The sequence below is a fragment of the Stenotrophomonas sp. Marseille-Q5258 genome (assembly GCF_946900935.1).
Classification (GTDB): Bacteria; Pseudomonadota; Gammaproteobacteria; order Xanthomonadales; family Xanthomonadaceae; genus Stenotrophomonas; species Stenotrophomonas nematodicola.
The window spans coordinates 80,375-100,000 of record NZ_CAMPPN010000016.1; the positions used below are offsets into that span (position 1 = coordinate 80,375).

The following is a 19,626-nucleotide window of genomic DNA, read 5'->3' on the forward strand; positions in this document are numbered from 1 at the left end:
CCAGATGGAGCTACAATTGCAACGCCTCGCGTAAAAGAGGCAGGACAGGGTGTACGCCCGGCACTGCCAGAAGAACTGCCTAAGCTTAAATGAGATCATCTATGAACACCGCTATCTCGTTGTTGCAAAAATGGTATGCGCGGCACTGTGGCGAAGATTGGGAGCATTCCTACGGTATCAAAATAGATACGCTGGATAATCCGGGGTGGATACTTACCATCGACTTGGCTGATACGGAGTTCAGTGAAGTTTCACTGCCCCGGAATCGCATTGATCGTTCAGAAGTAGATTGGATCCAGTCTGAGATCTCGCAGCAGCGCTACATTGCTTGTGGGGGCGTCTTCAACTTAGAAGAGATGGTTGTTGAATTTCTCATATTCGCTGGTGAGCGCGGAGTCGAGAATCTCGGCGCGTCTGCCTATGACGCTGAGTCGTAGATAGTCCTGCTCGATAGTTAGGATCGACTTTCACCCCTCTGCCGTGAGTACTAGATATGTTCATCACGGACGATCCGCATCCAAACACCGGCTCGTATCCTGTCCTAAGTTGGCTCTATCGCCACTTGCGGACAACCCGCCCGATGTCAGCTGCCCTCACCAAGCGCATCGTTGTCTCAGCTGAGCCCCGAGATCGCCCCTATGAGCTCAGGGACGCTCAGGTTCGCGGCCTGATCTTGCGAGTGCAGCCCTCGGGTCATAAAGCATGGATCGTCACCTGGGCGCATGGTAAGCGTCGTACCTTGGGCTCGGTCGATCACCTGTCACTTGATCACGCCCGCGACCAAGCCCGGCAGGCGGTAGCCGAATACGTTCATTCGGGCTTGCCGACGCTCGCGAAGACCAAGCCCACCAGTTGCACACTCGAAACTCTGCTCAACGATCACTTCGAACCTTGGGCTGTTGCCGAGCTCAAGGGTGGTCGTCAGTATCCGGATCGCATTCTGCAGCTCGTGCGAGCTGTGAAGTGGGCTGTCTAGACTGACGGGCCAGAGCAGGGCGCGCGATCTGGAAGGTTACTAATCACGCGCAGGATTTGGTTATCGAAGGTCAGCACTCATTTCACGCAGAGTCCGTCACCGGCTCCGCCATTCTGACCCGGTTCCGTCCGCCCGCTTTCGCCTCATACAGCGCCTCGTCGGCGCGCCCGATCAGTTCCTCAAGCAGTGTCTGATCGCACCCGGGCAGCGCGTCACCGATGGCACCGCCGACACTGATGGATACCGCAATCCGTTCGCCACCGACGCTGATCGGTTCGGCGGCAATCGCACGGCGCAGGCGCTCCGCGGTGATGTGGACCTCGTCGTTGGTGGGCGCGGCGAGCAGGGCGATGAACTCCTCACCGCCGAAGCGGGCGAGCAGGTCGCGGTCGCGCAGCGCTTCCCGGCAGCGCTTTGCGACAACCTTGAGCACTTCGTCGCCGATCGGATGGCCGTAGGTGTCGTTGATCTTCTTGAAATGGTCCACGTCGAGCATGAGCACGGCGACGGCACGCCCCTGGGCCTCGCGGGCCGCGATGATCTGTGCGGAGCGCTCCTCGAAGTGGCGGCGGTTGGGGATGCCGGTGAGCGGGTCGGATGCCGCGAGGCGGCGCAGCTCGGCCGCCATCAGCAGGTCGGCGGTGACGTCCTCGAACAACCAGATGCGCCCGTGCTCGCCATTGCCGCGCACCGGGTGGGTATCCACTTCGTAGGTGCGCTCGCCGAGCGTCCAGTTGAGTTTCGCCGCGAAGTTCATGTCCCCGATCTGGGTAGCGTAGGCCTGCTCCAGTTCGGCATGGTTGTCGCAGCGCTGCCGCAGTGCCCGCATCGGGCCGGCGAGGTCGGCGGCGCGGTGGTTGCCGGGAGTGCTGCCCAGCAGGTCCGCCGCGCGCTCGTTGACCACGGCACTCTGGCCGTCGCCGTCGATCAGGACGATGCCTGCGGGCACGCTCTCCACGAGGTCGATGAACTGGTTGCGCACGATGGACTCACGCACCGCCTCGCGCCGTGCCGACAGAAGCCGGGCGACGCTGCCTGCCAGCAGCGGGATCTGCGCTGTGAGGGGCGGCGCATGGTGCCGCCATAGCAGGAGCAGGCCGCTGAGTGTCGCCCCGTGGGAAGGCGCAGGGACGAACAGGAGGTGTGCGGCGGGGCCGCCGAGGGCATGCATGAAGGCGCTGGGCAGCCGGAAGCCGCTTGCCTCCATCGCCTGGCCGTCCCATGCGTGGTCGAACACGCCGCTACGGGCCATGTTGAAGCCGGCCGCCGGCACGGTGGGGGACGCGGTGGCCCAGCTGGCGCGCCCGTCTGCCTGGATCTCGATCGCCATGACCAGGTCCGCCTGGGTCGTGAGGCGGACGAAGTCGCACAGTGCGGCCAGTGCCTGGCTGTCGGTCGTGGTCAACGTGGTGCCCCACCCAGACGATGCGTCAGGATGCGGACGACTTCCTCCGGTGCCGTCATGTGCGGCAGGTGGCCCGACGCGTCGATGACGTCCAGGGTCGCGCCGTCGATGGCCTTCTCCAGCCACTGTCCGACGGCCACGGGTACGGCCATGTCGTGGGCGGTCTGGACCAGGTGGACCGGCGTGGAGACCTGCGGTGCCAGCGACCGCAGGTCGGAGGTGAAGATTGTCCGCGAGGTGCTGAGTGCGATATCCGGGCGCATCTGGAACAGGGTGTTGGAGAAGTCGGCGATGACCGCGCTGTCGTCCACACCGACCACCATCGGCGCGAAACCTGCCACCCAGGCCTGGTAGTTGGCGCGCATGCTCTCGAACAGATGTTCCAGGTCATCCGGCTGGAAGCCGCCGGTGTAGCCGTCGTCGTCGAGATAGCGGGGCGAGGCGCCGATGATGACCATGCGTTCGAACAGATCCGGTCGCGCCACCGAGGCGGCTGCGCCGATCATGCCGCTCATCGAGTGCCCGATGTAGGTGCAGTTGCGCAGGTCGAGCTCGTCCATGATGTCGAGCAGGTCGTCGGCGTAGCCGAACAGCGAGCCATGTCGCTCGGGATCGTAGACGTCGGCGCCGCGTGGACCGCACCCGGCCAGGTCGAAGGACACCACGTCGTACCGCTCCTCCAGCCAGGGCCGCAGGGCGGTCCAGGCGGTCTGGTCGGTGCCGAATCCATGCGAGAGGATGACGACGTCTTTACCGTTGCCGCTGCGGCGGCCGTTGAAGCTGCTGAAGCTGTTCAAGCACATCTGCCCATCGCGTCGCACAAGTGCCCGATGGTAGGGGAGAGGTGGGGGCGGGGTCTATCGCATGGCGCTGACCGGCCTATAATCCCCTCACATATTCCGCAGATCCAAGAGCACGGAGGCTCGACGCCATGTCCATTGCCGCAATTCCCGACGTTTCGCTGGTCGACAACAGTGAGCAGCGCACCCCGCTGATCCTGGTACTGGACTGCTCCGGCAGCATGGGCGGTGGTCCGATCGAGCAGCTGAACGCAGGGTTGAAGCTGCTCGAGCAGGAGCTGAAGGCCGATGTGATCGCGGCCAAGCGCGTGCGCGTGCTGCTGGTCGAGTACGGCGGCATGGACAACGCCGCAGTCAGTGGCGACTGGTGCGACGCGATGGATTTCGTTGCGCCGCAGCTTGTGGCCAATGGCACCACGCCGACCGGCGCTGCCGTGGAGCTGGCGCTGCAGGAGATCGAGGACGAGAAGTCCCGCTTCCGCCAGGCGGGCGTGGCATACACGCGGCCGTGGCTGTTCCTGATGTCCGATGGCCAGCCCACCGACGCGTGGGAAGAGGTGGCCGCGCAGTGCCGCGATGCCGAGCAGCAGAACAAGGTGGCGGTGTTCCCCATTGCCGTGGGTGACGCCGATATGGGGGTGCTCGGCCAGTTCAGCCGCAATGGCGAGCGCGGCGTGAAGCGCCTGCAGGGGCTGCAGTTCAAGGAACTGTTCCTGTGGCTCAGCGCGAGCATGCGCGTGGTGTCCAACTCGACGCCCGGCGGCCAGGTGCAGCTGCCGGCGACGGACAGCTGGTCGCAAGTACCGGTCTGACCATGTCCTGGCGCGTGATGGCCGCATCGGCCACGGGGCGTTCCCATCTCGATCGCGGGCAACCCTGCCAGGATGCCTTCGCATCGGCATGCGTGCGTGGGATGGTGGTGGCGGTGGTCTGCGATGGCGCGGGCTCGGCGGCGCACAGCGACGTCGGCGCGCGGCATTTTTCCGCCCGCGTGGTCGAGGCGGTGTGCCGGGCGCCGACGCTGGGCGATGAACCGCTGGCGATGACGGTGGATGTACTGCGGGCGATGCTGGAAGCCGCTGTGGACGACGCGCGCGAACAGCTGGCGGCAGTGGCGGCGGCGCAGCGGCTGACGCTCTCCGACCACGCCTGCACGCTGGTGGGGGCCATCGCCACTGCGCGCGGCGGCTGGTTCTTCCACGTCGGCGATGGCGTGGCGGCCTGCGCCTTCAATGGCGGCATGGCCGATGCGGTCTCGCTGCCGGCCAATGGCGAATACGCCAATGAGACCTGGTTCGTGACCGGTGCGAACTGGCGCGAGCAGTTGCGGCTGACCCGCTTCGAGGGCGATGTGCAGGCGCTGGTGCTGATGTCCGACGGCGTGCAGCCGTTTGCGATGACGCGCGCAGGGGACAGCCTGTTCCCGCCCTTCATTGCACCAGTACTCCGCTATCTCGCCGGCGTGGACAGCGAACACGGCAGCGACGCGTTGCACGCGACGCTGGCGGACCCGCGGACCGACCAGATCACCGGCGACGACAAGACGTTGCTCGTGGCGCTGCCGGCCTGAGCCGATGCCGACGCGCAGCGGCGACACGATTTACGACCAGCGCGGCACACCGCTGACGCTGGGGCGGCTGCTCAAAAGCGGTGGCGCCGGCAGCGTGTTCCTGCTGAAGGAGCGGCCGCAGGAAGTGGCCAAGCTGTACCACTCCAGCAAGGATGCGCCGGTGTACGAGCGCAAGCTGCGCGCGATGCTGGAGTTGCAGCCGGAATTGCCGGCGGTGGAAGAGAACGGTCAGCGGCTGGTGCAGATCGCCTGGCCGGTGAGCCTGCTGCGCGACCGCGCGCGGCAGTTCATAGGGTTCACCATGCCGATTCTGGATGTGTCGGCCACCAGCGACCTGGAGCATGTGCTGCAGGAACGCCAGGCGCGTGCGGAAGGCCTGCCGACCGGGCTCGGTGCGAAGATGACCCTGGCCGCCAATCTGGCGGCGATGCTGGCCACGCTGCACCGTCGCCAGCACTATGTCGTGGACCTCAAGCCACTCAACGTGCGGTTCTACCGAGATGCGCTGTACATCGCGATGCTCGATTGCGATGGCTTCAGCATCCAGGGCAAGGGTGAGCGCTTTCCGGCGGGGCAGGTCACGCCGGACTACCTGGCCGCCGAGTTCCAGCAGCGCGGCGTGAGCGCCGGTGCCGAAGAGGCGCAGGACCGCTTTGCGCTGGCGGTGATGGTGTTCCAGCTGCTCAACTCGGGCCTGCACCCCTATGCGGGGCGGCCGAAGGGGGCGGCGCTGCCCAGCGACCTGCCAGGGCGGATCGCCGCGAACCTGTACCCGTACGGGCGCAAGGCGCATGCGCAGATGCTGCCGTCGCCGGTAAGCGGCCATGAGGCGTTTCCGGCGGCGTTGCGCGAGATGTTCGACCGCGCGTTCTCGACCCAGGCGCGCCGCCGGCCGTCGGCGCAGGAATGGGCCACGCTGCTGCTGGACTACGCGCGGCGCAGTGCAGGGCACCTGGTGGAATGCAGCCAGGATGCCGCGCATCAGCACTTCGCCGGCATGCCCTGTGCGGCCTGCGCGCGCGCGGGGCTGCTGGCCGGCACTGCGCGCGCGGCCAAGGCGCAGTCGCGGCGCAAGGCCGGCAGCGGCGGCAAGCGGCGGCAGCCGGCCCGGCGCCCGGCGGGCAACGCCCCTGCGGCCCAGGGGGCCACGGCCGCCGCCCGGGTTCCGGCAGGACAGGCGGGCCAGGCTGCCACTGCCAGCACGCTGCCCGGCATCGGCACGCGGGCGACGATGGCGGTGATCGGCACCCTGCTGCTGGGCTGGGTGATGGGGTGGGGCATGCCGGCGTTCCGGCGCTACGCGGACCTGGCGGTGCCGTCGATGTCCGACGGCCTGCCGCTGGGGATGCATCTGGTGATGCTGGGTGTCGCGATTCTGGTCTTCGTCCTGTTCGTGCCGGTGCTGATCCTGAGCAGACGGCCATGAAGGTCATCGCGATCCTGATCATCGCGATGGTGGTGTTCATCGGGCTGTCGCCCTTCTGGGGCTGGTCTGGCGCGCTGGTGTACGGGGCTATCGCATGGCTTGGGCACCTGCTGGCCACCGGCCCGCTGGGCGACGGCCGCGCGGCGTTCCGCACGGCGGTGCTGCTGGGCGGCACGGTGTCGGTGCTGTCGTTCCTGCGCGTGGCGTGGCAGGACCGCGCGTTGAGCTATCTGCTCGCCGGCGGTGGTCTGGGCTTCGTGTTCTTCCTGATCTTCTTTGCCACCGGCCTGTCGCCGGAACGGGCCGCCCGCAACGCCGCGCCGGTGGAACGGGCCGAGGACGCGCCGGAACAGCATGGCCGCGTGCCGCACTGGTACTCGCGCGCCCACTTCGAACGCGAGATGGTGGCCAAGGTGCAGGAGACCGCACGGGCCGCGGCGCGCGGTGATCGTCAGGGCGCCGATGCGCTGCTTGAGGAGCTGCACCGTTGGGCGCGCAACCCGCCCCGGGTGGCGGAGGATGCGGCCGCCTATGAGCGCCTGCGGCTGGCCTACAACGACACCGTGGAGGCGCTGGGCAAGCTGAACGTCGGCGGTCGGGATGCGCGCGGACGACGCGTGCCGGCCCCGGCCCCGGATCCGGCCTCCGCCGAGCAGATCCAGACGCTGGAAGCGCGGCAGGTGGAACTGCTGGAACAGATGTGGGACCAGTCTGCGTCGAACATCAACGTGCCGCTGCGGTTGATGGCGATCGATCTCAGGACGCTGGCGGTATCGCGGTGGTTGGGCCGTGACGCGGCCGTCGATGCCGAGTCCGATGCCGCGATGGAGCGACGGTTGTGGCGGGTCCATGCGCTGCAGGAGGTGCTGTTCGCCTATGCGCCGATGGACCGGCGGCTGTGGGAAGCCTACGCGGCAACGGTGCTGGACAAGGACGAAGAGCTGTCGCTGGGTGCGCTGGTGATCGCCGGCATGCTCGAAGGGCGCGAGCGCATGGTCGGCGCCGATGCCGGCGCATTCGACGTGAACACGCTGATGCTGGGCAGCGATGTCTTGACCATGTCCACGCTGGCCGGGAGCGGGTCGTCGACCCGACGGGACATTCTGGCGTCGCGTGCGGCCTTGTTGATCGGGACGCCCGCCGCCGATCCCGCGCCTGCACAGGGGCCGGATGCGGTGCCGCGCGCCGAGCGGGTGATCGAGGTGCCGACCGGGCGCACGCCGCGTCACGACGTGCATGCCGAGCGGGCGATGCCGCCGGCTGGATTATTGATCGAGCGTACGGGACTGGCACTGCGGCCGCCGCCCGAACCGCCTGCGCCGATGCCGCGCCGCGATCGTGGCGAGGTGCAGGTTGATCTGGCCGCCGCCGGATTCAAGGTGACGCCACCGGGCATCCCGTTGCGCCCGCCGGGTATCGTCACGGACACGCGTGCGGTGCTGGTGCTCGATGTCTGGGAGAACGGGCAGGTGACGTCGGTACTGATAGAGACCGGCAGCGGCAACCCGGACCTGGACCAGGCGGCCCGATATGGCGCGCGCGGCTGGCGAAGCGCCACCAAGGTGCCCAAGGGCGGCGAGCGCAGGCGCGTCGAGGTGGTGTTCAGGGCGCCTGTCACCGTGCAGGCGCCGCCTCCTGCGGAGGATGTCGCGCCGTTCCCGGTCGGTACCACGCCGCCGCCGCCGAAGTTGAATCCGGCGCAGTCGCTCGGGGCGCAGTTGTCGGCGCAGGCGCGCCGCCATCCGCCGCGTTATCCCACGATGCAGGGCGGCGAAAGGCCCGATGGACGGGTCGTGGTGATGCTCAGGATGTCCGCCGGCGGGCGGGTGCTGGACGCGCGCGTGGCCGAGAGCAGCGGCCACCCCGAGCTCGATCGCGCAGCCTTGCAGGCCGCGCGCGGCTGGCATGTGACCCCGACGCGGGCGGTGACGGACGTGGACGAGATCACGCTGCGCATCCCGGTGACCTTCAACACGGGAATCTGAGCGGCCCGGGCACGCGCTTCCGCGCTATCGTGGCAGGGGCCCACTCACCGAGCTCCCGATGAAGATCGCCGTTTTCAGCACACGCCCCTACGACCGTCTGTTCCTGGATGCCGCCAACGCACGTGATGGCGGGAACGCCGGCTTTGCGTTTCTGTATTTCGACGCCGCGTTGGATGTACGCTCGGTGGCGCTGGCGCAGGGCTGCGAAGCAGTCTGTGTGTTCGTCAACGATCGTCTGGATGCGGCGGTACTGGAGGCGCTGCATGCCCAGGGCGTGCGCGCGCTGCTGCTGCGCTGCGCGGGATTCAACAACGTCGATGTGGCTGCGGCGCAGCGGCTGGGCCTGTTCGTGGCGCGCGTGCCGGCGTATTCCCCCGAGGCGGTGGCCGAATACACGCTGGCGCTGGTCATGACGCTCAATCGCCAGACGCATCGCGCGTACAACCGTGTGCGCGACGGCAATTTCATGCTCGATGGCCTGCTTGGCCGCACGTTGCATGGCAAAACGGTGGGTATCGTCGGCACCGGGCAGATCGGCCTGGCCACCGCGCGGATCTTCCACGGCATGGGGTGCACGGTGCTGGGCCACGACCCGTGTCCGTCCACCGCCTTCGAGGCGATCGGTGCGTCCGTGGCGCTGGAGGTGCTGCTGGCGCGCTCGGACATCGTGTCACTGCATTGCCCGGTGACGCCTCAGACCCATCATCTGATCGACACGGCCGCGCTGGCGGCGATGAAGCCTGGTGCGATGCTGATCAACACCTCGCGCGGCGGGCTGGTCGATACCCACGCGGTGATCAATGCGCTGAAGTCGCGCCATCTCGGCCACTTGGCCATTGACGTATACGAGCAGGAAAGCGCGCTGTTCTTCCAGGATCGCTCCGGTGAGATCATTGACGATGAGGTGTTCCAGCGCCTGATGACCTTCCCGAACGTATTGGTGACCGGCCATCAGGGCTTCTTCACCGCCGAGGCGCTGCAGGAGATCGCGCAGATTACGCTGCGCAATCTGGGACATTTCGCGGCAGGCACGCCATGCCCGAACGCGGTTCCGCCGCCTGCCGGATAGCCCCGCAGAACGCACGCGGCCGCTCCAGTGACGGAGCGGCCGCGTGCGTCGGGACAACGGGTGCCTGTGCGTCAGGCGTCAGGGCGAGTCCTGCAGCAACTGCTTGGCGATCAGGTCTGCGGTGAAACGCGAGCCGGCCGGCGTGAGGTGCACGATATCCAGGTAGAACGTCTCACCACTCTTGGAGTCGGAGCGGGTCAGGCAGCCATCCTCGTTGCACAGCACCTCGGTCAGCGAGATGTACTCCACGCCGGTCTGCTTGGCGAGATCGCGCAGGAGCACTTCGGCCGTGGCGGTGCGGTAATCGGCCCCACCGGCAGCGGCATCCTGGCCCATGCCGTACTTGGTGTAATCCAGTCGCGGCGGCGGGGTGGCATGCAGCGGGTCATCGCGCCAGAGATTGAACACGATCCGCGACGGGGTGTCCTTCCAGGACGGCGGCGGCCCCAGCATGACCACGCGGCGCACACCAAGCGCCTTCAGGCGGGCGAGCGTGGCAGGCAGATTGGCCTTGTCATACTCATGCCACATGGCCGCCATCAGCACGGTGTCGGGCTTGAGCCGCGCGATCGACGCCAAGGCCCAGTCGTTGTTGTAGGTGCAGGCCGGATTGGGACCTGCGAAACCGGCCATCGGCGGACACGCCGACGAGGTGAACTGCGCCAGGCGCATCTTCCCGCTGCGCTGCTGCAGACCACGAATGCCGGTGTACAGCGATGCCGCAGACGAGTCACCCCACAGCACCCAGAGCGGCTGGGTGCCTTGATCCACGCATTCGGGCGCGTACTTGTCTGCGTTCTCGCCCATCTCCATGAAGCAGATGTGGTTGCGCAGGCCGGCGCGATACGCCTCCAGGTCGTACTCGGTGGCGCGCTGGATGATTTCCGGATAGCGCGACGGATACCCGGCGTTCTTCCAGGTCTTGTAGCCGAGGACGCCGATGATGGCCATGCCCACCAGCAGGGCGGCGACCTTGAGGCCGCCGCGCCGCGAGGAGCGCAGCGGCCGCTCGACCAGGCGCCAGGTGAGCCAGGCGAGGACAACGCTGGCCAGCAGCAGGCCGGCGCGGTCCAGCGTGCTCAGGTCGCCGTAGGCATTGCGGGCCAGCGTGAGCAGCGGCCAGTGCCAGAGATACAGCGGGTAGCTGATCAGGCCGATCCACACGAAGGGCCGGCTGGAGAGTATCCAGCGCGCTACCGGGGTGGACGGACCCGCGCCGATCAGCAGTGCGGTGCCCAAGGTCGGCAGCAGGGCGCGCACGCCCGGGAACGGCATGGTCGACCGGATGCTCAGCATCGCGATCACGAGCAGGGCCACGCCCACCCATGCAGCGCAGGCACGCACCCGCGCCGCGGTCTCGGCCGGCATCGCCACGCCGGAACGGCTCAGGCGGGCCGCCCACCACGTCCGCTCACGGGCACCCTGCGCCGAACTCCAGTGCGCCAGCATGCCGCCGATCATCAGTTCCCAGGCCCGCGACAGAGGGGAGTAGAACGCGGCGGTCGGATTGCCGTTCTGATAGTGCAGGTTCACCAGGAAGGAGGCGACGGCGGTGGCAATAATGACCGGCATCAGCGGCAGGCGCATCCGCCAGGCCGCCCACAGCAGCAGCGGCCAGGCCAGGTAGAACTGCTCTTCGATGCCCAGCGACCACAGATGCAGCAGCGGCTTGCTGGCCGACGCGATGTCGAAGTAGCCCGCTTCGCTCCAGAGCACGAGGTTGGCGATGAACCCGGCGCCCCCGGCGGTCTGCTTGCCGAGATGGGCCAGGTCCTCGGCCAGCATGGTCTTCCAGCCGAACGCGAAGCAGGCTGCCAGGACCAGCAGCAGGGCCGGGAAGATGCGGCGCACGCGACGGGCGTAGAAGTCGCCGATGCTGAAGCGGGACTGGTCCAGCCCATCCAGGATCACCCGGGTGATCAGGAAGCCGGAAATGACGAAGAAGACATCGACGCCGACGAAACCGCCGGGCAGGAGTGTCGGAAATGCGTGATACAGCAGCACGCCCACGACTGCGATCGCGCGCAGGCCGTCGATGTCTGCGCGGTATGGTCCATGCGCGTTGGCAGCAACGGAGGTTGCTGCATCCTGGTGGTGCATCGGGGTCCCCTGTTAACAAAGCGTCAAGATTGTAGCCGGGAGTCGGCGGAAGAATCGACTCCGTTCATAGGGGGCTGGACAACGTGTCTATACCTGAACAGAGTGGAGGTGCCGGCCCCCGATCCGGGCGCTCTGCGCGCGGTGCGACAACGTGTCGCAGCCCAAAACAGGGCTTTTCTGCGCTGGATCATTGTCAATGCCTTTCTTAAATGGTGCGTGACGGCCTAAAATTAGAGGGCTGACAAGAACGTCCCTGTGCCCGTCCCCCTGGACCGGCACAACCGGCTTTGGCCGGGGTGGGGCGGGCCTGACCTGCATTCCCTACGCAATTGGATCGACCGATGATTCCGTTGAAACCCCTTGGACGCTTTTTGCGTCCGGGCCTGCTGTTTGCGTTGTCCGTGTTCCTCACGGGCTGCAACTCGGCCATCCTCAACCCCAAGGGCCAGATCGGCCACGATGAGAAGACGCTGCTGATCACGGCTACCGTGCTGATGCTGCTGGTCGTCGTGCCGGTCATCGTCATGACCCTGGCCTTCGCGTGGAAGTACCGTGCGTCCAACACCAAGGCCCGCTATGAGCCGAAGTGGTCGCACTCCACCGCGATCGAAGTGGTGGTGTGGTCGATTCCGTGCATGATCGTGCTGGTGCTGGCGGTCCTTACCTGGCGCTCCTCGCACGCGCTGGATCCGTACCGTCCTCTTGTTTCCGACAAGAAGCCGGTGGTGATCGAGGCCATTTCGCTGGATTGGAAGTGGCTGTTCATCTATCCGGAAGAGAAGATCGCCACGGTCAACGAGATCACCTTCCCGGTCGATACCCCGCTGAATTTCAAGATCACGTCCGATTCGGTGATGAATGCATTCTTCATCCCGCACCTGGGCAGCATGATCTACTCGATGACGGCGATGGAGACCAAACTCCATCTGATCGCCAACGAGACCGGCGAATTCCCGGGCATGTCCTCGCACTACAGCGGCGCGGGCTTCAGCAAGATGCATTTCAGTGCCCACTCGGTGACCGACGCGCAGTACCAGGCGTGGCTGACCAAGGTGCGTGCCGAGCGTGGCAGCCTGGACAAGGCCGCGTTCAACGCGCTGGGCGCCGAGAAGAACCACGACTGGCACCCGGTGACCTACTACGGCACCGTCGAGGCTGGCCTGTTCGACTGGGTGATCGCCAAGCACATGGGCGACAACCAGCACTACGGCATGAAGCACGACCACAAGGCCATGAAGCATGACGGCGCCGAGGGCGAAAGCCACGAAGGCCACGCCATGCCGGGCATGGCCGAGGGTCATGACGCTGCCGACGCGCACGCCGGCCATGCGGCCGGCGCCGCCGACGCGCATGCCGAACACACTGCAGACGAGCACGCCGCCGCCGGTCACACCGGCCACGGCGGCTCGGGAGAATGAGCATGAATCTGTTGGGTAAACTGACATTTGCCGACATCCCGCACGACCCGATCATCATCACCACGCTGATCGGCGCGGGCATCGGTGGCCTGCTGCTGCTGGCCCTGATCACCAAGTTCAAGTTGTGGGGCTATCTCTGGAAAGAGTGGTTCACCTCGGTCGACCACAAGAAGATCGGCGTGATGTATCTCGTTGTCGCCTTCGTCATGCTGCTGCGCGGCTTTGCCGACGCGATCATGATGCGTGTGCAGCAGGCGATGGCGGCCGGCGGTGCCGAGGGCGTTCTGCCGCCGCATCACTACGACCAGATCTTCACCGCCCACGGCGTGATCATGATCTTCTTCGTGGCGATGCCGCTGATCACCGGCCTGATGAACGTCGTGGTGCCGCTGCAGATCGGCGCACGCGACGTCGCCTTCCCGTTCGTCAACTCGCTCAGCTTCTGGCTGTTCGTGGCGGGCGCGGGCCTGGTGATGATCTCGCTGGGCGTGGGTGAGTTCGCGCAGACCGGTTGGCTTGCCTTCCCGCCGTTGTCGGGCAAGGAATACAGTCCAGGGGTGGGTGTCGATTACTACATCTGGGGCCTGCAGGTCGCCGGCCTGGGTACCACGCTGAGCGGCATCAACTTCTTCATTACCATCCTGAAGATGCGCACCCCCGGCATGAAGCTGATGCAGATGCCGGTGTTCACCTGGACCGCGCTGGTCACCAACGTGCTGATCATCGCCGCCTTCCCGGTGCTGACCATCACCCTGGTGCTGCTGACCCTGGACCGTTACCTGGGCACGCACTTCTTCACCAATGACGGTGGCGGCAACGCCATGCTGTACATCAACCTGATCTGGATCTGGGGTCACCCGGAAGTCTATATCCTGGTTCTGCCGGCATTCGGCGTGTTCTCCGAAGTCATCGCCACGTTCTCGCGCAAGGCGCTGTTCGGCTACAAGGGCATGGTCTACGCGACGGCGTGCATCGGCGTCCTGTCGTTCATCGTGTGGCTGCACCACTTCTTCACGATGGGCTCGGGTGCCAACGTCAATGCCTTCTTCGGCATCACGACGATGATCATCTCCATTCCCACCGGCGTGAAGATCTTCAACTGGCTGTTCACCATGTTCCGCGGTCGCGTGCAGTTCACCACCCCGGTGCTGTGGACCATCGGCTTCATGGTCACCTTCACCATCGGCGGCATGACCGGCGTGATGCTGGCGATCCCGGCCATCGACTTCGTGCTGCACAACAGCCTGTTCCTGATCGCCCACTTCCACAACGTCATCATCGGCGGCGTGGTGTTCGGCATGTTCGCCGGCATCACCTACTGGTGGCCGAAGATGTTCGGCTTCCGTCTCAACGAAACCTGGGGCAAGCGCGCGTTCTGGTGCTGGTTCATCGGCTTCTATGTGGCGTTCATGCCGCTGTACATCCTGGGCTTCATGGGCATGACCCGCCGCATGCAGAGCTACCCGAACATGGAGTACCAGCCGCTGCTGATCATCGCCATGTTTGGTGCCTTCATCATCGGTGCCGGCATCCTGTGCCAGGTCATCCAGATCGCCGTGTCGATCCGCGACCGCAAGAAGACCGCCGACCTGACCGGCGACCCGTGGGATGCCCGTACGCTGGAGTGGGAAACCTCTTCGCCGCCGTCGTTCTACAACTTCGGCTCGCTGCCGCGCGTCAACGAACTGGACGAGTTCTGGGAGCGCAAGCAGCGTGGTGAGGCGTGGGAACGCCCGGCCAGGTACACCGACATCCACATGCCGCGCAACACCGGCACCGGTGTGGTGATCGGCGCCTTCAGCCTGGTGTTCGGCTTTGCGATGATCTGGCACATCTGGTGGCTGGCCATCGTGGGCATGATCGGCATGATCGGCACCTTCATCTGGCGCACCTTCGACAAGGACGTGGATTACTACGTGCCGGCCGCCGAAGTGGAGCGGATCGAGAATGAGCACCGTCGCCACTTGGTGGCGCAGGGCCTGGTGAAATCGGAGCTGAAGGCATGAGCAGCACTATCCCCAACACCATGAACCACGGGCACGCCGCGCATGCGGCGGCCCACGGCCATGATGACCACGAGCACCACGACACCGGCGGCAATACCGTCTTCGGTTTCTGGGTGTACCTGATGAGCGACTGCCTCATCTTCGCCACGCTGTTTGCCACCTACATCGTGCTGTCCGGCGGTACCAACGGCGGCCCGGGTCCGAAGGACCTGTTCGAACTGTCGTTCGTGGCGTGGGAAACCACGCTGCTGCTGGTGTCCTCGCTGACGTTCGGTCTGGGCATGATTGCCATGCACAAGCACAAGGTCGGCCAGATGTACCTGTGGCTGGCCATCACCTGGCTGCTGGGCTTCGGCTTCATGGTCATGGAAGTGTGGGAGTTCAACCACCTGATCCATCAGGGCTACGGTCCGGACCACAGTGCGTTCCTGTCGGCGTTCTTCGCGCTGGTCGGTACCCACGGTCTGCACGTGAGCGCGGGCCTGCTGTGGCTGCTGATCATGTTCATCCAGATCAAGCAGAACGGCCTGACCCCGACCAACAAGACCCGCATGGCGTGCCTGAGCCTGTTCTGGCACTTCCTGGATCTGATCTGGATCGGCGTGTTCTCCGTCGTCTATCTGAATGGAGCGCTGTAATGTCCGCACATGACAATCACGCACACGACCACGGCCACAGCGCCGGCGGTGAGAGCCACGGCAGCGTCAAGTCGTACCTGATCGGTTTCCTGCTGGCTGCAGTGCTGACCATCATCCCGTTCTGGGCCGTCATGCACGGCGACCTGCCGCGTCTGACCACCGGCATCATCATCGTGATCACCGCGGTGCTGCAGATTCTGGTGCACCTGGTGTTCTTCCTGCACCTGGACCGCTCCTCCGAACAGCGCTGGAACGTCAGCGCGGCGGCCTTCACCGTCGTGGTGATCGGCATCATCGTCGCCGGTTCGCTGTGGGTCATGCACAACATGAACGTGCATATGATGCATTGAGGTCTTCGGACCCCGGCATGCAGAAAGGCCGCCTCCGGGCGGCCTTTCTGTTCGTTGGGTGAGGGGGCGGTGCCGGTGCCGGAGCGAAGGGCAGCCGACCAACGGTCGGCTCTACCCCGGGTGTCGCATACGCCGAGGGAGGCCGGTGGCGGCTGTAGGTGCCGACCGCCGGTCGCCACAGCCCCTCACGCGGGGCGCGCCAACCGCAGGAACTCCTCGGCACCCACGGGTTTGCCGAGGTGGTAGCCCTGCAGCAGATCGCAGCCGAGATCGCTCAGGTACTGGCGCTGGCCGTCGGTTTCCACGCCTTCGGCGACGATCCGCAGCTGCAGCGAGCGGCCGAGGGCGATGATCGAGGAGACGATCGCCGCGTCTTCGGCGTTTTCTTCCAGGTCATGCACGAACGCCCGGTCGATCTTCAGCTCGGTGGCTGGCATGCGCTTGAGGTACAGCAGGCTGGAATAGCCGGTGCCGAAGTCGTCGATGGAAATGTTCACGCCCATTGCGGTCAGCCCGTGGAGGATCTGCAGGCTGGCCTCGACGTCCTTCATCGCTGTGGTTTCGGTCACTTCCAGGGTCAGCCAGCGCGGCGCCAGCGCATGGCGCTCCAGCGTGCCGCGCACGGTCTCGAGCAGGGTGCTGGAGCCAAACTGCAGGGGCGAGAGATTGACCGCCATCGACCAGTCCGCGTGGCCCGCGTCGTGCCATTGGCGCAGCTGCGCGCAGGCGCGGTCCAGCACCCAGTCGCCGATCTGCAGGATCAGCCCGCTGCGCTCGGCCAACGGAATGAAGGCATCCGGTGACAGCAGCCCCAGCTCCGGATGCTGCCAGCGCACCAGTGCCTCCGCACCGGTCAGGGCCTGGCCGTTGGCCGGGAACTTGGGCTGGTAGTGCAGCACCAGTTCGTTGCGGATCACGGCCTTGCGCAGCTCCTGCAGCAGCTTGAGCTGGCGGTTGGCGCTGACGTTGAGCGACTGCGTAAAGAACGTATAGCCGTTACGGCCGGATTCCTTGGTGTGGTACATGGCGGCATCGGCATGCGCCATCAGGTCGCGTTCGCTGGTGGCATCGGCCGGGTACAGCGCGATGCCCAGGCTGGCGCTGACCTGCAGCTCCAGCGCGTCGATCACGAAGGGTTCGGCGATGGTGGCGATGATGCGCTCGGCCACCACGGCGGCATCTTCCGGCGCGTCGACCTGGAACACGATGACAAACTCGTCGCCGCCCAGACGCGCGAAGGTGTCCTGGGCGCGCAGCAGCGCGGCCACGCGCTGGCTCATCTGGATCAGCAGCTTGTCGCCGAGTTGGTGGCCGTAGGCGTCATTGATGGTCTTGAAACCGTCCAGATCGCAGAACATCACCGCGAAGGTGAACTGGCGCCGACGCGCCTTCTCGATCGCCTGCTCGATACGGTCCTGCAGCAGCATCCGGTTCGGCAACTGGGTCAGCGGGTCATGCAGGGCAGCCTGGATCAACTTTTCGTTGGCCTGCGCCAGCGAGTCCGCGAGCAGGCCGGTGCGGGTGCGCATCTGGCGATCAAACACGGACGCGATCAGGGCAATACCCAGTGTGGCCAGTGTGGTGACGATCACCAGCACCGCCAGCCATTTGCTGTCGATGCCCTCGCCATAGGCCGCGCCGCAGATGCTGCCGGGCGGGAAGCTGGCGGCCGCCATGCCGGTGTAGTGCATGCCCACGATCGCCAGGCCCATCACCAGCGAGGCGGCGCCGCGCAGCAGGAACGGGCGGCGCTGTTCGCCGCGCAGGCGGAAGGCGATCCACAATGCCGCGCCGGAGGCCGCGATGGCGATCACGATGGAGGCGGTGAACCAGAGGGGATCGTAGGTGATGCCCGGCTGCATCTGCAGTGCCGCCATGCCCAGGTAGTGCATCGCCGCGATGCCCAGGCCCATCAGAACCGCGCCGGCGCCCAGGCGCGCCCAGGGCAGGTGCGGGCGGGAGACCAGCCACAGCGCATAGGCCGAGGCGCCGACCGAGACGGCCAGCGAGTACAGGGTGATCGCCAGGTCGTAGCCGACCGGAATCGGCAGGTCGAAGGCGAGCATGCCGATGAAGTGCATCGACCAGATGCCCAGGCCCATCGCGACGGCGCCGCCGGCCAGCCACCAGCGTGCCACGCGCCCCTGCGTGCTGGCCAGTCGGCCGGCCATGTCCAGCGCCGTGTAGGAGGCGAGGATGGCGACCAGCAGCGAGAACACGACAAGACTCTGGCTGTAGGTGCCGGACATGAAAGAAAACCTGGGGAGCGGAGGGGGTGCAGGAGTGCGCCGGGGTATCGGCACCGGCGCCGGATTCTTTAGGTCCGTGCGCGCCGCGTCTCGGATGCTGCGACGCGGCTCGGCTATCCTGACCGCCTGACGATGAAGTGGAAGTGGACATGGCCAAGAGGCTCACCGCCTACGTCTGCAGCGAATGCGGCGCGGAATACAGCAAGTGGCAGGGCCAGTGCACCGAATGCGGGGTCTGGAACGTGCTTGGCGAGGTGGTGCTGGAAAGCGCCGCCGCCGCCAAGTCGCCGGCGGCGCGACGCTCGGGCTGGGCCGGCAAGGTCGATGCCCCGCAGATCATGGCGCTCAAGGATGTGCAGCAGACCGAACACCTGCGGGTGAGCACCGGTATCGGCGAGTTCGACCGCGTGCTCGGCGGTGGTCTGGTGGAGGGCGCGGTGGTACTGGTCGGCGGCGATCCGGGCATCGGCAAATCCACCCTGCTGCTGCAGGCCGTGGCGAAGATGGCCGCGTCCTTGCCGGTGCTGTATATCACCGGTGAGGAGTCGCTGTCGCAGGTGGCCGGACGGGCGGTGCGTCTGGATCTGCCGCTGGACGGGGTCAATGCGCTGGCCGAGACCGGGATCGAGGCGATCCTCAGGCATGCCAGCGTGGCCAAGCCGAAGCTGATGGTTGCCGACTCGGTGCAGACGCTGTGGACCGAATCGCTGACCGCCGCACCTGGCTCGGTCAGCCAGGTGCGCGAAAGCGCGGCCCGGCTGGTCAGATTTGCCAAGGAAACCGGCACCGCGGTGTTCCTGGTCGGGCACGTGACCAAGGAGGGCGGCATTGCCGGCCCGCGCGTGCTCGAGCACATGGTCGATGCGGTGCTGTATTTCGAAGGCGAGAGCGGCAGCCGCTTCCGCCTGCTGCGCGCGTTCAAGAACCGCTTTGGTGCGGTCAACGAACTGGGCGTGTTCGCGATGGGCGAGAAAGGGCTGAAGGAAGTCTCCAATCCCTCGGCGATCTTCCTGTCCGGTGGCAGTACGCGCCAGCCCGGCAGCTGCGTCATGGTCACCCGCGAGGGCACCCGGCCGTTGCTGGTGGAAGTGCAGGCGCTGGTCGACGCCTCGCCACTGTCCAACCCGCGCCGGGTGGCGGTGGGCCTGGAGCAGAACCGGCTGGCCATGTTGCTGGCCGTGCTGCACCGTCACGGCGGCGTCCTGGTCGGCGACCAGGACGTGTTCGTCAATGTGGTCGGCGGCATCCGCGTACAGGAGACCGCGGTCGACCTGCCGGTGCTGCTGGCGGTGTTGTCCTCGCTGCAGGACCGCCCGCTGGCCGAAAAGACCATCGCGTTCGGCGAGGTGGGTCTGTCCGGCGAGATCCGCCCGGTGCCCAATGGCGAAGACCGGCTGCGCGAGGCCGCCACGCATGGCTTCAAGCGCGCCATCGTGCCCAAAGCCAATGCGCCCAAGGCCGGAAGCGTGAAGGGCATGGAGGTGATCGCGGTGGAGCGGCTGTCCGAGGCCATCGACGCGATCTGAACGGGCTGTTTCCGACGCCCGCGCCGCGCAGGCAATGCGTGGCCGGGCTGTGCTAGGTTTCCTTTCCCGAAATCCTCGTTCCAGCGCGCATCCCGGCCGGGGTGCGCC

16 protein-coding genes are annotated in these 19,626 nt (G+C 66.2%); 12 read left to right on the top strand and 4 right to left on the bottom strand.

Features of this window, described 5'->3' with window-relative positions:
• Window positions 1-101: 101 nt before the first annotated feature.
• Together OC534_RS12250 and OC534_RS12255 are read left to right on the top strand one after the other, a co-directional pair.
• The gene (locus OC534_RS12250; RefSeq protein WP_262071859.1) at window positions 102-437 is read left to right on the top strand and encodes an immunity 53 family protein; all 336 of its coding nucleotides are present in this window, start codon (window positions 102-104) and stop codon (window positions 435-437) included.
• A gap of 143 nt (window positions 438-580) precedes the next feature.
• On the top strand, window positions 581-976 hold the full coding sequence (locus OC534_RS12255; RefSeq protein ID WP_262071860.1) for an Arm DNA-binding domain-containing protein: 396 nt from the start codon (window positions 581-583) through the stop codon (window positions 974-976).
• A gap of 82 nt (window positions 977-1,058) precedes the next feature.
• Here OC534_RS12255 and OC534_RS12260 read toward each other — a convergent pair whose 3' ends face one another.
• A complete protein-coding gene (locus OC534_RS12260; RefSeq protein ID WP_262071861.1) occupies window positions 1,059-2,381 on the bottom strand; it encodes a GGDEF domain-containing protein in 1,323 nt (440 codons plus the stop codon).
• A complete protein-coding gene (locus tag OC534_RS12265; protein WP_262071862.1) occupies window positions 2,378-3,184 on the bottom strand; it encodes an alpha/beta hydrolase in 807 nt (268 codons plus the stop codon). Before OC534_RS12265 ends, OC534_RS12260 begins: the two co-directional genes overlap by 4 nt.
• A 128-nt stretch (window positions 3,185-3,312) precedes the next feature.
• Here OC534_RS12265 and OC534_RS12270 point away from each other — a divergent pair, with 128 nt between their 5' ends.
• Genes OC534_RS12270 through OC534_RS12290 form a run of 5 tightly spaced genes read left to right on the top strand, consistent with a single transcriptional unit; the run spans window position 3,313 to window position 9,231 of the window.
• Window positions 3,313-3,993, top strand: a complete 681-nt coding sequence (locus tag OC534_RS12270) for a VWA domain-containing protein (RefSeq protein WP_136004396.1) — start codon at window positions 3,313-3,315, stop codon at window positions 3,991-3,993.
• 17 nt (window positions 3,994-4,010) lie between these two features.
• Complete coding sequence (locus OC534_RS12275) at window positions 4,011-4,751, top strand: PP2C family serine/threonine-protein phosphatase (RefSeq protein ID WP_262071874.1); 741 nt, start codon at window positions 4,011-4,013, stop codon at window positions 4,749-4,751.
• Window positions 4,752-4,755: 4 nt separating this feature from the next.
• Window positions 4,756-6,177, top strand: a complete 1,422-nt coding sequence (locus OC534_RS12280) for a hypothetical protein (protein ID WP_262071863.1) — start codon at window positions 4,756-4,758, stop codon at window positions 6,175-6,177.
• A complete protein-coding gene (locus tag OC534_RS12285) occupies window positions 6,174-8,162 on the top strand; it encodes a TonB family protein (RefSeq protein WP_262071864.1) in 1,989 nt (662 codons plus the stop codon). The genes OC534_RS12280 and OC534_RS12285 overlap by 4 nt, the downstream gene beginning before the upstream one ends.
• 58 nt (window positions 8,163-8,220) lie before the next feature.
• Window positions 8,221-9,231, top strand: a complete 1,011-nt coding sequence (locus OC534_RS12290) for a 2-hydroxyacid dehydrogenase (protein WP_262071865.1) — start codon at window positions 8,221-8,223, stop codon at window positions 9,229-9,231.
• 78 nt (window positions 9,232-9,309) lie between these two features.
• On the opposite strand, the gene OC534_RS12295 is transcribed toward OC534_RS12290, so the two are convergent.
• Complete coding sequence (locus OC534_RS12295; RefSeq protein WP_153164474.1) at window positions 9,310-11,331, bottom strand: acyltransferase family protein; 2,022 nt, start codon at window positions 11,329-11,331, stop codon at window positions 9,310-9,312.
• Between the two features lie 341 nt (window positions 11,332-11,672).
• On the opposite strand from OC534_RS12295, the gene cyoA reads away from it, so the two are divergent.
• The 4 genes from cyoA to cyoD are packed head-to-tail and all read left to right on the top strand — an operon-like array spanning window position 11,673 to window position 15,743.
• Complete coding sequence (gene cyoA / locus OC534_RS12300; RefSeq protein ID WP_017355325.1) at window positions 11,673-12,749, top strand: ubiquinol oxidase subunit II; 1,077 nt, start codon at window positions 11,673-11,675, stop codon at window positions 12,747-12,749.
• A gap of 8 nt (window positions 12,750-12,757) precedes the next feature.
• Entirely contained in the window at window positions 12,758-14,755 is a 1,998-nt protein-coding gene (cyoB, locus tag OC534_RS12305; protein ID WP_026070658.1) for a cytochrome o ubiquinol oxidase subunit I, read from the top strand.
• On the top strand, window positions 14,752-15,393 hold the full coding sequence (gene cyoC / locus OC534_RS12310) for a cytochrome o ubiquinol oxidase subunit III (RefSeq protein WP_037590942.1): 642 nt from the start codon (window positions 14,752-14,754) through the stop codon (window positions 15,391-15,393). The genes cyoB and cyoC overlap by 4 nt, the downstream gene beginning before the upstream one ends.
• Window positions 15,393-15,743, top strand: a complete 351-nt coding sequence (gene cyoD, locus OC534_RS12315; RefSeq protein ID WP_017355328.1) for a cytochrome o ubiquinol oxidase subunit IV — start codon at window positions 15,393-15,395, stop codon at window positions 15,741-15,743. Before cyoC ends, cyoD begins: the two co-directional genes overlap by 1 nt.
• A gap of 185 nt (window positions 15,744-15,928) precedes the next feature.
• Here the strand turns inward: cyoD and OC534_RS12320 are convergent, their stop codons facing one another.
• Complete coding sequence (locus OC534_RS12320) at window positions 15,929-17,992, bottom strand: bifunctional diguanylate cyclase/phosphodiesterase (RefSeq protein ID WP_262071866.1); 2,064 nt, start codon at window positions 17,990-17,992, stop codon at window positions 15,929-15,931.
• A gap of 149 nt (window positions 17,993-18,141) precedes the next feature.
• Here OC534_RS12320 and radA point away from each other — a divergent pair, with 149 nt between their 5' ends.
• A complete protein-coding gene (radA, locus tag OC534_RS12325; RefSeq protein WP_017355330.1) occupies window positions 18,142-19,518 on the top strand; it encodes a DNA repair protein RadA in 1,377 nt (458 codons plus the stop codon).
• The last annotated feature ends 108 nt before the right edge of the window (window positions 19,519-19,626 follow it).